Source organism: Streptomyces sp. CAU 1734 (genome assembly GCF_039888735.1).
GTDB lineage: Bacteria > Actinomycetota > Actinomycetes > Streptomycetales > Streptomycetaceae > Streptomyces.
This window is the reverse complement of the sequence record NZ_JBDQQP010000024.1, coordinates 59,537-72,526: the sequence shown is the minus strand read 5'-3', so window position 1 is coordinate 72,526 and position 12,990 is coordinate 59,537. Positions and strand designations below refer to the sequence as shown.

Genomic DNA, 12,990 nt, shown 5'->3' with positions numbered 1-12,990 from the left:
CCGCCAATCGTCCCGCGCATTCCCGTGCCGGGGGATTATCGGCGCGTGATGGCGGCCACGCCCGACCCGGCGGACACCGCCCCCGGGCGCGCGGCCGTGCACCGCTCCCAACGGCCCGCGCGCCCCCTGCCGTTGCCGCCGGCGCGGGGCGGCCTCAGCCGAGGAGCCCCAGCTCCGCCGTCAGATTGGCGCGGGCCCGCGCCTCCCATGCATGTGCCCCGTGCGGGGTGTGGAAGAGCCGGGGCAGGGCGAGCAGCCGCCGCAGCACCGCCGCCCGGCCGGTGCGGAAGGCGTCGTCGGGGACGAAGCCGTACTCCTGTCGTACGGCGGCGGCGTACGCGGCGTACGCCTCCGGCCCGGCCGCCAGGATCGCGAGATCCGCGTCGCAGAGCACCGCGCCGTTGGGGTCGGCCCCGCCCGGGTCGTGGGTGACGGTGAGCCGGACCAGCCGGGCCACCTCGGCGGTCGCCCCGGCGGAGAGACCGGCCTCGGGGAGGGCGCGTTCGGCGAGACGGGCGGAGCGCTCCTCGTTCTCGGAGCGGTCGGGGAGATAGACCGCGTCGTGGAACCAGGCCGCGAGGCGTACGAGGTCGGCGTCGGCCGCGTGGTCGGCGAGGGTGTCGATGTGGTCCAGGACCGCCGTCAGATGGGCGGTGGTGTGGTACTCGCGCTGTGGTTCGGCCCAGCGGGCGAGCAGCCGCTCGGCATAGGGGAGCGGGTCGGGCGGGCCGGGATGCCCGGCCGCCCCGGCGGGGGCGGGGGACCGGTCCCGGGCGGCGGTGAGGGTCCGGGTCCAGCGTTCGACGAGGTCGCGGCTCATGGTCCGACTCTAGGGTCACCGGCCTCGGAGGCTGTGACCTGCGCGGATGACGGAGCGCCCGGAGAATGCCGAGCAATATGCGCGAAAGGGATAAATGGGTTCACACTGATAGGTAGGAATGTGTGGCACCTCGGCTCCACGGAGGGTGAACACCATGGTTTCAGTGATCATCGTGATCGGCGTCGTCCTTGTGGCGCTGCTGACCGCGGGCTTGTGGTGGGACGCGCGCAAGCGGGAGGACTTCGAGCCGCCGAAGGCCGAGGAACAGCCGCACATGCCCGAGCACCGCGAGCACATCGAGGAGGTCCGGGAAGAGGACGAGGACACCTTCCCGACCGACGGCGACCGCCTTCTCCCGTACAACATGCACACCCACAGCAGCCACAGCACCGGCAAGGGCCGGGAGTCGCGTCCGCAGCACGGCAAGAATGTCGGCGGCGGGGCCTTCGGCAGCGGCAGTCTGGGCGGCTGAGTACCGGATCGCGGGCCGGCCCCGGTGCGACCGCCGGCGCCGCCCCCGTACAGCGGAAAGCGGCGGGGGCCCGGGCGGGTGACGCGCCCGGACCCCCGCTCGCGCGTGGACCGATGGGTACGGCGGATCCTCAGGAGGCCGCCTTGAAGCCCCGCAGCCGCAGGCTGTTCCCGACCACGAAGACCGAGGAGAAGGCCATCGCCGCTCCCGCGATCATCGGGCTCAGCAGTCCCAGCGCGGCCAGCGGCAGCGCCGCGACGTTGTAGGCGAAGGCCCAGAACAGGTTGGTGCGGATGGTGCCGAGTGTCCGGCGGGCCAGCCGGATGGCGTCCGCCGCCGACCGGAGGTCGCCTCGGACCAGAGTCAGGTCGCCGGCTTCGATGGCGGCGTCGGTTCCGGTGCCCATGGCGAGTCCGAGGTCGGCCTGGGCGAGTGCGGCGGCGTCGTTGACTCCGTCGCCGACCATGGCGACGCTGCGTCCTTCGGCCTGGAGGCGCTTGACGACGTCGACCTTGTCCTCGGGCATGACCTCGGCGTGGACCTCTTCGATGCCGACCTCGGCGGCGACGGCCTCGGCGACGGCCCTGTTGTCGCCGGTGAGCAGGATCGGGGTCAGCCCGAGGGCCCGCAGCTTGGTGATCGCCTCCGCGCTGGTCTCCTTCACCGCGTCGGCCACCGCCAGCACCGCACGCGCCTCGCCGTCCCAGGCCACCGCTATCGCGGTGCGCCCGGCGGCCTCGGCCTCGTCCTTGGCGCGGACCAGCTCCCGCGGCAGGTGGATCTCCCACTCGGCCAGCAGCCTGGTCCGGCCGACCAGGACGGCGTGACCCTCCACGATGCCCTGGACACCGAGTCCGGGGATGTTGGCGAAGTCCTCGGGGACCGGCAGCGTGCCGACCCGCTCCTGCGCTCCCGCGGCGACGGCTTGGGCGATGGGGTGTTCGGAGGAGTGTTCCAGGGCGCCGGCGAGCCGCAGGATCTCGTTCTCGGTGACGCCGTCGGCGGGGTGGATGCCGAGCAGGGTCATTTTGCCGGTGGTGACGGTGCCGGTCTTGTCGAGGACGACGGTGTCGACCTTGCGGGTGGATTCGAGGACCTCGGGTCCCTTGATGAGGATGCCGAGCTGGGCTCCCCGGCCGGTGCCGACCATGAGCGCGGTCGGGGTGGCCAGGCCCAGGGCGCAGGGGCAGGCGATGATCAGCACGGCCACGGCGGCCGTGAAGGCGGCGCTCCAGCCCTCGCCCGTGGCCAGCCAGACACCCAGGGTGCCGAGCGCCAGCAGGATCACGATCGGGACGAAGACCGCGGAGATCTTGTCGGCCAGCCGCTGGGCGGCGGCCTTGCCGTTCTGCGCGTCCTCGACCAGCTTCGCCATCCGGGAGAGCTGGGTGTCGGCGCCGACCCGGGTGGCCTCGACGACCAGCCGGCCGCCGGCGTTCAGGGTGGCTCCGGTGACACCGTCGCCGGGGGCGACCTCCACGGGCACCGACTCACCGGTGAGCATGGCGGCGTCCACCGCGGACGAGCCCTCGACCACGACACCGTCGGTGGCGATCTTCTCGCCGGGGCGGACGACGAACCGGTCGCCGACGGCCAGCTCCGCGGTGGGTACGCGGACCTCCTGCCCGTCCCGCAGGACGGTGACCTCCTTCGCCCCCAGCTCCATCAGGGCTCGCAGCGCGGCCCCCGCCTTGCGCTTGGAGCGGGCCTCGAAGTACCGGCCGGCGAGGATGAAGGCGGTGACTCCGGCGGCGGCCTCCAGGTAGATGTTGGACGCGCCGTCGGTACGGGAGATGGTGAGCTCGAAGGGGTGGGTCATGCCGGGCATGCCGGCGTGGCCGAAGAAGAGCGCGTACAGGGACCAGATGAAGGCGGCGGAGGTGCCGACCGACACCAGGGTGTCCATGGTGGCCGCGCCGTGCTTGAGGTTCTTCCACGCGGCCCGGTGGAAGGGCCAGCCCGCGTAGGTGACGACCGGGGCGGCCAGCGTCAGCGAGAGCCACTGCCAGTACTGGAACTGGAGCGCGGGGATCATCGCCATCGCGATCACCGGCACGGAGAGCGCGACGGCCGTGATCATCCGCTGGCGCAGGGTGCGCAGCTCGTGATCGGGCGCCTCGGCCCCCTCGCCGCCGCCCGTGCCCGCCGGGTCCGCGCCGTGCGCCGCGGCGGTCTTCGGCGCGGGGGCGGCGGCGCTGTAGCCGGTCGCCTCGACCGTGCCGATCAGATCCTGTACGGAGATGTCCGCGCCCCGGTAGGAGATCTTGGCCTTCTCGGTGGCGTAGTTGACCGTGGCCTCCACGCCATCCATGCGGTTGAGCTTCTTCTCGATGCGGGCCGCGCAGGAGGCGCACGTCATACCGCCGATGGCGAGTTCGACCTCTTGGTGGGTGGCTGTGTGCGCCACGGTTCCTCCCTCTCCGTGATTTATACCCTGTAGGGGTATCCCTTCTGAGGTCATGTATACCCCCTCGGGGTATCAGAAGCAAGTCCGGATCCCCTGGGGTACTGGTGCGGTCGCCGCCCCTGAGCACTAGTCTTGGCATTGGACTAGACCTGTCACATTTCCGGCGGCCCCGGGCTGCCGTGTGGCCGTCGCCGGGCCGCCGCGGGTGATCCCGCGACGCGGCCTCGCGACGCGGCCCGGCGACACGACCGTGTGCGGCGGGCCGGGAAGTCCACACAGCAGAACAAGCCGCACAGCCGCACAGGCGAACAAGCCGTACAGCACGAACAAGCCGTACAGCACGAACAAGCCGTACAGCCCGACAAGCGAACAAGCCGTACAGCCGCGAGAGCCGATGCGGCCGAAGAGAACGCAGACAGCCGTCTCCCAGGAGGAATGGGGTTCCCATGAGCAACCGTGCAGTCCTGGAGGTGATCGCCCTGGACGCACCGGACGCGGTCGCCGCGCAGTCCGGCGGCGCGGACCGGCTGGAGCTGGTCACCGATATGGCGGCGGACGGACTGACGCCGTCCCGTGAGACCTTCGCGAGCATCCGCGCCGCCGTGGACATCCCGCTCCGCGTGATGCTGCGCCTGGCCGACGGCTTCTCGTGCGGTACGCACGACGAGGTGGAGGCACTGGTGGAAGCCGCGCGCGGGCTGCGCGCCGAAGGTGCCGAGGAATTCGTCCTCGGCTTCCTCGACGGTGACGGCAACCCCGACCTCGTCACCGTGGAACGCCTGGTCGCCGAGATGTCCGGCTGTTCCTGGACCTTCCACCGCGCCATCGACCGCGCGGCCGACCGGGACGCCCTGCGCAAGCAGCTCGCGGACCTGCCCGGCCTGGACACCTATCTCACGGCGGGCTCCGCGTCGGGTGTGGACGACGGACTGCCGACGCTGCTCGCCGAGGCCGCGCGCCGGGGCGAACCCGGCTACGAGGCGCGAATCCTGGTCGGCGGCGGCCTGCGCCTGGAGCATGTTCCGGCGCTGCTGGAGGCCGGGATCGACGGCTTCCACATCGGCGGCGCCGCCCGCCCGCAGGGCTGGTCCGGCCCGGTGGACGCGGCGGCGGTCGCGGAGTGGCGGGAGACGCTGGGCGGGTAGTCGGCTCCTCGGGGGAGTCGGCCGGCCGGTGAAAGGCCCCAGAAGAAAGGTTCCTGCATAACCTGTGGGACCTGTGGGGTCAGTAGGACCTGCGAGGTCAGCGGGACGAGGTCCCGTCGGCGCGCAGCGCGCCGCCGGGCGCCCGGCGATGACCACCCGGCGGGCCCCGGCAGTCACTGCCGGGGCCCTCCGCATGCGCCGCCGCCCCTCGCCGAAGGGCGCCCCCTCGGCGAGCGCCCCGCCCGCTCAGCGCTGGTGGAACACCACGTCCGGGTTCTGCTGGGTGGGCCCGTCGAGGACCGGGCGGTCCTTCCCTCGCAGATGCTTGTCGAAGAAGGCCGTCACATAGGTCCGGACGATCTCACTGGACCGCTTCCCGGTCGGCGCCCCCGGCACCTGCGGCGCCCCCTCGATCTGGTCGGCCAGCGCCGGCATGTCGGTGAAGGTCATGTGGTGGCTGCCGGTCACGGTGAGCCAGCGCTTCCAGCCGTCCAGCCGGGGCCAGTTCTTGTGCCAGCTCCAGAATTCGTCCTTCGCGTGGTCATGACCCTCCCCGAGGACCATGAAGGGCCGGCCGCCGATTCCGGCCTCCGGTACGGGGGCGAGGAAGGAGCCGTCCATGTTGACCCCGGCCCTCACGCGCGGGTCGTCGGCCATGGTCTGCGAGGCGCTGTTGCCGCCGATGGAGAACCCGGCCATCCCGATCCGCTTCCGGTCGATCATCCGGGAGTGCTTCCACGCCGGCTTCCGCCCGGTCAGCCGGTCCAGGACGAAGGACACATCCTTCGAGCGCCCCCGGGGCACGGCCGCGTACGCCTCCAGGTTCTCCGCCTCCGCCATGGCCTTGCACGCCACACAGGGCAGCACCCCCTTCCCGGGGACGGCCGTGGCGACCGACTCATAGGGATGGTCGAGCGAGGCGACGACATACCCCCGGCTCGCCAGTTCCTCCCCGAGAATGGTCATCGTGGCCCGGGGCAGCTCGAACCCGGGGGAGAGCACGACGAGCGGGCGCTTTCCCGCCACGGGTACGGCACGGTCGCGCGCGTGGGTACGGGTGGCGCTCACCCGCTCCGCGCTCCCGTCGGGCAGCATCCGCCCCACCGACGACCCGGCGAGCAGCGCGCGGGACTCCTCGACGGTGATGTACGGCCGGGCGGTGGGCTTCCCCGTCCCCTCGCGCGCCGGGTAGTACATCGACACCAGCACATCGCGCGCCCCGGAGGACGGCACCCAGTGGTCGGTCCGGCCGGTGTCGGTGAGATGGAGACTGCTGGTGCCGACGGCGTACCGGCCTCCCGGCGCGGGCAGTTCGAGCCGGGGCGCGGACTGCGCGGCGGCCGGAGCGGCGGCAGGGGTCTCCGCCGGGGCGGCGGCCGAGGCGGTCCCCATGAGGGGCAGCGGAAGAGTCAGTGCGAGCAGTGCGGTGACGGTACCGCGTCGGAGACTGGTCATGATCCACACGGTAGTTGGGGGCCGCGCGCACCTCATCGGCGTACGGAGTGATGTTCCGTACGCCGCGAGAGCGGGCCGGGCACCCCGCGCCGTACGCCTCCGGTCTGACCCCGACCCCGAGGACCCCTGAGGCGGCCCCCGGCGGACATTCCCCGCCGCCCGCCGCCGGACTTCGCGATGGCATTCGGCCCGGTGTCGCGGAATTCGATGTGAGCGGCCCGCGCCGGCAATTCCCGCGAACGCGCCTGCCGGACATCGCGCGATGGCCTCGGGAGAGGGCCTTTCACCTTCTTCTCCGAGGGGCCCGGCCACCGCGCGGGCCAAGTTCCGCAAAGGCGACTATCCGCTCAGAGTGGGCATAACAATGGCGGTTACATCGATCGCCCGGTGATGAGTGCGTCACCCTGTGCTCAACACCCGCCGCCATCCCCTTTGTTGTGATTCCGGGAGCACCGAACCGGGAAAACCCCAGGGGGCGCGACCATGTGTACACCCAACGGTGATCATCTCGTGATCCCGGCATTCTCGGCATCTCGGGAAAAGCGCCGGGGCCGGAGGCGGCCCGATGATCTACTGTGCATTCTCGCGTCGAGGGGGAACGTGAGTGCACGACGGGGCGTCAATTCACTGGGACGTCCCGTTTGTGCGGTGTCCCGCCCGTCCGCTCCCATCCGCTCCAGGGCAGGGACGGGATGCGGACGGGCGTGGGCGGCGACGGCTCCTCTCGATTGAATTCATGAATCACGAGAGGAAACCTGCATGGCAGATGCAATGGTGCTCCGGGCCCAGAAGTTCATCAATCAGGTCTATGTGCCCCGGGCCTCCGGCATCCCCAGGGTCGAGGAGAACGGCCGCACCTCCTGGGAGGTGATGTTCGCCCTCACCCGCTGTCTCCAGTACGAGCTCGGCATCACCGCCCTCTCGGACAGCTTCGGGCCCGGCACCCTCTCCGCCCTCACCACCAAGCACCCCAGAATCAACGCCGGTACGGTGCCCTCGGCCGACTTCTGCCGGCTCATCCAGTCCGCCCTCTACTGCAAGGGCTACGACGGCGGCGACATCGACGGCACCTGGAACGCACGGGTCTCGTCCTCCCTCACCGCCATGAAGACCGATATGGGCGTGGAGGGCGTCTATCCCGGTGACGACCTCACCCCCAAGGTCTTCAAGAGCCTGCTGACCATGGATCCGTATGTCACGGTCAGCGGCGGCACCAACAGCGTCCGCGCCGTCCAGCGGTGGATGAACGGCCGGTACATCAACCGCGCCGACTTCTTCATCGTCCCGTGCGACGGCATCCACTCCCGCAATGTCGCCAAATCCATGCTGCTGGCGATCCAGTACGAGCTGGGCATGGCCGACGGCGTCGCCAACGGCAATTTCGGCCCGGGCACCCGCAATGGCCTCAAGCAGCAGACCGTCCAGGCCGGATCCTCCGGCACCTGGGTGCTGCTCTTCAGCGCCGGAATGATCCTCAACCACCGTGATGTGGCCTTCAGCGGAGTCTTCAGCCCGGCCCTGCGCAGCGAGATCACCGCTTTCCAGGACTTCTCCAGGCTCCCGGTCACCGGCAACGGCGACTTCCCGACCTGGGCGTCCCTCCTCGTCTCCTACGGCGACCAGGACCGCAGGGGCAGCGCCTGCGACGGCGTCACCAAAATAACCACGGCCCGTGCCAACACCCTCAAGGCCGCGGGCTATCGGTACATCGGCCGCTATCTGACCAACCCGAGCGCCACCAGACTCCTGGAGAAGGCGATCCAGCCGGGCGAACTGGCAACCATCGCCGCCAACGGCCTCAGCTGCTTCCCGATCTACCAGACCTTCGGGGACGCGGTCACGCACTTCAGCTACATCAAGGGCAAGTCGGCCGCGCTCGCCGCGGCGAACGCCGCCCGGGACCACGGCTTCAAGAACGGTGCCCGGATCTTCTTCGCGGTCGACTTCGACGCCTACGACTACCAGGTCACCGACGCGATCATCCCGTACTTCGAGGGCATCCGCGACGGCATGGCGATGTTCGGGAACCCCTACCGGGTCGGTGTCTACGGACCCCGCAATGTCTGCACCCGGGTGGGCCGGGCCGGGCTGAGCACCGCGAGTTTCGTCTCCGACATGTCCAGCGGCTTCTCCGGAAACTACGGTTATGCGCTCCCCGCCGACTGGGCGTACGACCAGATCTCCACCATCACGGTGGGGACCGGCGACGGCAGCATCAACATCGACAACAACATCGCCTCCGGCCGCGACACCGGCGAGAACTCCTTCAACCCGGCCGCGACCCCCAAGCACGATGTCGGTTTCGCGCTCTCGTACTTCAACGCGATGAGCTCCGACATCAACTCCTACATGACCTCGATCGGGCACCCCGGCGAGAACATCCAGCGCATCTTCAGCCACCACCAGTGCCTGGAGACGATCATCGCCAATGACGCGCTGGTCACCTCACTGGCGCGCACGTACAACATGCGCAAGGCGCTGATCCAGACCAGCGCGTACTGGGAGATGCGGCACTACGACGTCATCGACCTCTCCATGGACGCGGCCGTCACCTACTACCACACCGGACTCGGCGGCGGACTGACGCCGAAGCGGGACTCCAGCACCGGAATCGCCCAGATCAGCGGCGATGTCGGCATCCTGGCCTGGAACCACTGCATCCGCGCCGGACTGGCCGCCGGCACCGTCACCGACCGCACGGTGGACGCCGACATCTGGACGATGTGGCAGAAGCTCAACCAGGACAACGCGCACTCCCTGCGCACCGTTCCCCTGATCCACATCTGGGGCGCCGCGGGCAAGCCCGGCGGCGGAAACCCGCCGGGCGGCGAATCCGTGCTCCGTCCGCCGTCGCTCGACTACACCGACACGGAGACGTACCAGCTCATCCGCCGCTACCAGGGCTGGGGCGACGAGGCCGAGACGCACGCACAGCAGAGAATGCCGCTGTACCACCTCTTCGAGAAGTACAACAGCGTCATCCGCGGACTGTGAGCTGAATGCAGCAGGCATCGAACCACGCGCCCGGCCGGGCGGCCGATCAGGTACTGGCGTACGCCGGACACCACCCCATCGCCGTCCTCGCCATCGTCCTGTTCGGACTCATCGCCATCCTGATGGGTCTGGTGTACCTCTGTGTCACCCTCGCCGCCCGGCGCGCGAAGCCGCGCACGGCGGCGGAGAAGTGGCGTGCCGGCTCGGTCGCCTGCGTCTGCGCGGCCATCGCCCTCTATGTGTGGGGCGCGCTGCATCTGGTGCTGCTGGACGAGACCGCGCAGTCCGAGTCCTGCCGGAACACCGGCGGCCCGCAGCAGGCCGCGCGAGTCGACGGATACATCGGGGAGTACGTCCCCCTCCGTCTCGTCTGCCACATCAGCGAAGGCGGCAGCTACACCACCGCGGTCCCGGGCTATGTGAACCCGGGCGTGGCGATCCTGGTCCTCGCGGCCCTGGTCACCGGTGGTGTCGCCGCGGCCGAACGCGCCGAGCTGAATCGCAAGTCCACCCAGAAGGGGAACTGACCGTTGAACAACCCCGGCATCTCACGCCGTACGGCCCTGGGCCGCGCGGGCGCCGTCCTCGGCGCCGCGGCCCTGGCCTCCACCGCCGGCTCCGTCCTCCTCGCCGGTCCCGCGTACGCGGCTCCCGGGCCGACGGTGCCGGACGGCAAGGAGATCGACGCCGCGCTGAAGCGTTACCGGGACCGCCGGTCGCGCGTCTTCACCGGAAAGCCCAGCCGCAACGGCTGGGAGATGGAGAAGGCCGCCGACGCCGGCGGCTCGATCTGGACCCGCCAGGTCCCCGGCACCCAGCTGGACGGTGTCGCCGTCCGCCTCGGTGACGTGGAGACCGTGCTGCTCCATGTGATCCGCCGCTTCCACTACGAGATCGACGCGCTCCGGCGCGGCGATGTCATCGGCTGGCGGAGCCCGGGTGAGGTCCGCAAGGGCCTGGCCGAGGGCAACCAGGCGTCGGGCACGGCGGTCCAGATCCGTCCCGGCCACTACCCGCACGGCGCGAAGGGCGGCTTCTTCCCGTCCCAGCTCGTCGTGGTCCGCGACATCCTCGCCGAACTGGACGGCACGGTCCGCTGGGGCGGCGACGACGCCAAGCCCGACGAGTCGCTGTTCTCCATCGCGGTCCGCCCCGGCGACACCCGCCTGTCGAGGGTCGCGGCGAAGCTCCGGGGCTGGAGCGACACGCCCTCCGAGGGCCCCGGCACCCAGGTCGACGTCCTGGAGAAGGGCCGCCGGGGTTCGGCGAGGGCCCTGGAACGCCGCCAGCGCGCGACGGCCGCGTAGCCGCCCGCCCCTGTGACCGGCGGCCCCCGCCGGGAAGGACCGCCTTCCCGGCCGGGGCCGCCCCCATTTCCGGCCACGGCAGTGCGGTGTCCAGCACGACCGGCGGATGACCGGAGGCGCTCCGGGCGCCCCGGGTGTCATGCGTCCGGGTACGCAGGGGCCGGCGGGCCGCGCACCAGGATGTGATCGAGCCGCAGCGGCACGGGCTCATCGGCGTACGCGTACCCCACGGTCGCGGCCCGCTCCCGGCCGGTGAGCGACTGCGGGTCGCGCCACCCCGAGTTGATCAGTACGCGCATGCTCACCGCCCGGTGGGAACCACGAGTACGCACCAGGTGCAGGCCCCATCGGCGCTGACCCCCCACCCGTCGGAGAGCGCGCCCACGAGCAGCAGCCCCCGCCCGCCCTCGTCCCCGGGCCCGGCGACGCGCGTCCTCCCGGCGCCGTGCCGTGCTCCCGGCCCCCCGGTGACGCTGATCCAGACATGGCCCCGGGTCCGCCACAGCCGGGTGGCGAGGGCGGTTCCGTGACCGTGCCGGACACCGTTCGTCACGAGCTCCGAGACGAGTACGTCAACGGTCTCGATGAGCTCCGCCAGCCCCCACAGCCGCAGTTGCACCCGCGCGAGCCGCCGCATCTGGGCCGGCAGGGTCCGGTCCGGCGCGGTGACGGGGCCGCCGCGCTCGGTGGTGCGGGCGAAGGTCACATCGAAGCCGGCGGTGATGTCGGGGACGCCGGTGTTCATGTGCCCGAAGTGGCGCACGGTGGCGGCGTGAGGTGTGGAGACGGCGGTGAGCGGCATGGCCCGGTCCTCCAGTGGGGGTTTTCGGACAGGGCGAGGCCGGACCGTGGGGTTGGAGGGTCCAGGTTTGCGTATCGCCGTCCGGCTTGCTCTGGCGCAACTACGGTGCTGGATATGAGAGTTACTATGCAAGCGCAAAAGGCCAAGGGCTCTGAATTGGCACATGCCGGACCAGGGGCATGGGCTGCCCAGGTGGGGACAGGGGGTGGCACACTCGGGGGTACGACCTGCGTCGGCACCCCACAGAGGTCACGTCAGAAACCGGCAGACCGATGAGGAGAGGACACAGCGAGGTGGCAGCGAAACGGGGCGCGACGTTCCGGCGCAGGGAGCTCGGCAAGGAGTTGCGGAAGCTCCGCGACAAGAAGGGCATGACACTTCAGGACGTGGCGAAGGAGCTGGGCTTCTCGTTCACGAAGCTGGCCCGGGTGGAGATCGGCGAGAACGACCTGCCCCGGGTGGCGGACCTGGAAGCCCTGATGGACTTCTACGACCTGAACATGGCGAGGGAGGACAGGGAGACACTGCTCCAGCTCCACCGCGAATCCCTGAGCAAGGAGCCGTGGACGCCGTACAAGGCGTTCATGCCGTCGAAGATGCCGACGTATCGGGGACTGGAGCAGGACGCGAGAGTGATGCGGGCCTTCCAATCGAGCTTCATTTACGGGCTCCTGCAGACAGAGGCGTACACCCGGGCCCTCTACACCATCGCCAAACCGGTGGAAGAGACCACCTCGGAGTACATCGAGCAGAACGTCAGGCTGAGGATGGAGCGGAAGGAATTGATCACCCGCTCTGACAGCCCACTGGAACTTCGCGTCGTCATGGATGAGGCAGCGGTCCGCAGGATGGTGGGCAGCCCTGAGGCGATGCGCGGCCAATACGACGAAATCGTGGAGTTGAGCCGTCTGGACAATGTGACTGTCCAGATCCTCCCGCACGATGTCGTCACCTACCGCACGGAGAGCGACTTTGCTCTCCTCGACTTCGCCGAGACGCTTGCCCCGGTCGTACAGGTGGACATGCCGAACACCATCAGCGTCACTGACGAGCGACGAGAGGTCCAGCGAAACGTCCGACGCTTTGACGCCATGCGAGACAGTGCCCTGCCCCCCGCTCGTACAGCAAGTTTCCTGGAAGAACTGGCACGACAGTGGGAGTAGTCATCACTACGCACATCCTGGCCACTGATGTGGCCGAAGAGTCCGCCTGGTTCAAGTCTTCCTACAGCAACAACACTGGGGGGAACTGTGTGGAGGTCGCGGCGCTGACCGGTGCCGCCGGCGTCCGCGACTCCAAGACACCCGAGGGCCCCGCGCTTGTTGTTCCGTCAGGCGCCTGGCACAGGTTCGTCGGCTTCGCGGCGGACGCGGCCACGACCTGAGTCCCGGAGCCACACCATCCGAACCGGGGTGCTCGTACCCTCTGCACGCGGGTATGGGCACCCTCGGACTATTCGCTGCGGCTGTCCGGAACTGATGTTCCCCAGCTCCAGGGGTGATTTGCCCAATCGGCGGCTGAACTCCCCTGTCGGGTCCGCTTCCCAGGGTCGCGTCATGTGCTTCGCCGCCCGTGCTGCGGCAAGCTC

General features: G+C 70.1%; 12 protein-coding genes. 7 read left to right on the top strand and 5 right to left on the bottom strand.

Features of this window, described 5'->3' with window-relative positions; translation table 11 throughout:
• Positions 1–154 precede the first annotated feature (154 nt).
• Positions 155–820 (bottom strand): hypothetical protein, encoded by a 666-nt coding sequence (locus tag AAFN69_RS32975; protein WP_347732591.1) that lies wholly within the window; start codon positions 818–820, stop codon positions 155–157.
• Positions 821–974: 154 nt separating this feature from the next.
• Here AAFN69_RS32975 and AAFN69_RS32970 point away from each other — a divergent pair, with 154 nt between their 5' ends.
• Positions 975–1,292: a DUF6479 family protein gene (locus AAFN69_RS32970; protein WP_347732590.1), complete on the top strand. Its 318-nt coding sequence runs from the start codon at positions 975–977 to the stop codon at positions 1,290–1,292.
• Positions 1,293–1,422: 130 nt separating this feature from the next.
• On the opposite strand, the gene AAFN69_RS32965 is transcribed toward AAFN69_RS32970, so the two are convergent.
• Positions 1,423–3,753 (bottom strand): heavy metal translocating P-type ATPase, encoded by a 2,331-nt coding sequence (locus AAFN69_RS32965; protein WP_347732589.1) that lies wholly within the window; start codon positions 3,751–3,753, stop codon positions 1,423–1,425.
• A 392-nt stretch (positions 3,754–4,145) separates the two neighbouring features.
• On the opposite strand from AAFN69_RS32965, the gene AAFN69_RS32960 reads away from it, so the two are divergent.
• Positions 4,146–4,844, top strand: a complete 699-nt coding sequence (locus AAFN69_RS32960) for a copper homeostasis protein CutC (RefSeq protein WP_347732588.1) — start codon at positions 4,146–4,148, stop codon at positions 4,842–4,844.
• A 246-nt stretch (positions 4,845–5,090) separates the two neighbouring features.
• Here AAFN69_RS32960 and AAFN69_RS32955 read toward each other — a convergent pair whose 3' ends face one another.
• Positions 5,091–6,299, bottom strand: a complete 1,209-nt coding sequence (locus AAFN69_RS32955; RefSeq protein WP_347732587.1) for an alpha/beta hydrolase — start codon at positions 6,297–6,299, stop codon at positions 5,091–5,093.
• 759 nt (positions 6,300–7,058) lie between these two features.
• Between AAFN69_RS32955 and AAFN69_RS32950 the strand changes: the two genes are divergently transcribed.
• The 3 genes from AAFN69_RS32950 to AAFN69_RS32940 are packed head-to-tail and all read left to right on the top strand — an operon-like array spanning position 7,059 to position 10,600.
• A complete protein-coding gene (locus tag AAFN69_RS32950; RefSeq protein WP_347732586.1) occupies positions 7,059–9,293 on the top strand; it encodes a glycoside hydrolase domain-containing protein in 2,235 nt (744 codons plus the stop codon).
• A 5-nt stretch (positions 9,294–9,298) separates the two neighbouring features.
• The gene (locus AAFN69_RS32945) at positions 9,299–9,820 is read left to right on the top strand and encodes a hypothetical protein (RefSeq protein ID WP_347732585.1); all 522 of its coding nucleotides are present in this window, start codon (positions 9,299–9,301) and stop codon (positions 9,818–9,820) included.
• 3 nt (positions 9,821–9,823) lie between these two features.
• Positions 9,824–10,600 carry a hypothetical protein gene (locus AAFN69_RS32940; RefSeq protein WP_347732584.1) on the top strand — a complete coding sequence of 259 codons (777 nt, stop codon included), beginning with the start codon at positions 9,824–9,826 and terminating at the stop codon, positions 10,598–10,600.
• 137 nt (positions 10,601–10,737) lie between these two features.
• Here the strand turns inward: AAFN69_RS32940 and AAFN69_RS32935 are convergent, their stop codons facing one another.
• Both AAFN69_RS32935 and AAFN69_RS32930 read right to left on the bottom strand, forming a co-directional pair.
• Positions 10,738–10,905 carry a hypothetical protein gene (locus AAFN69_RS32935; protein WP_347732583.1) on the bottom strand — a complete coding sequence of 56 codons (168 nt, stop codon included), beginning with the start codon at positions 10,903–10,905 and terminating at the stop codon, positions 10,738–10,740.
• Positions 10,902–11,402: an ATP-binding protein gene (locus AAFN69_RS32930; protein ID WP_347732582.1), complete on the bottom strand. Its 501-nt coding sequence runs from the start codon at positions 11,400–11,402 to the stop codon at positions 10,902–10,904. The genes AAFN69_RS32935 and AAFN69_RS32930 overlap by 4 nt, the downstream gene beginning before the upstream one ends.
• A gap of 293 nt (positions 11,403–11,695) precedes the next feature.
• On the opposite strand from AAFN69_RS32930, the gene AAFN69_RS32925 reads away from it, so the two are divergent.
• Positions 11,696–12,565 (top strand): helix-turn-helix transcriptional regulator, encoded by an 870-nt coding sequence (locus AAFN69_RS32925; RefSeq protein WP_347732581.1) that lies wholly within the window; start codon positions 11,696–11,698, stop codon positions 12,563–12,565.
• A 29-nt stretch (positions 12,566–12,594) separates the two neighbouring features.
• The gene (locus tag AAFN69_RS32920) at positions 12,595–12,786 is read left to right on the top strand and encodes a DUF397 domain-containing protein (RefSeq protein ID WP_347732580.1); all 192 of its coding nucleotides are present in this window, start codon (positions 12,595–12,597) and stop codon (positions 12,784–12,786) included.
• Positions 12,787–12,990 lie beyond the last annotated feature (204 nt).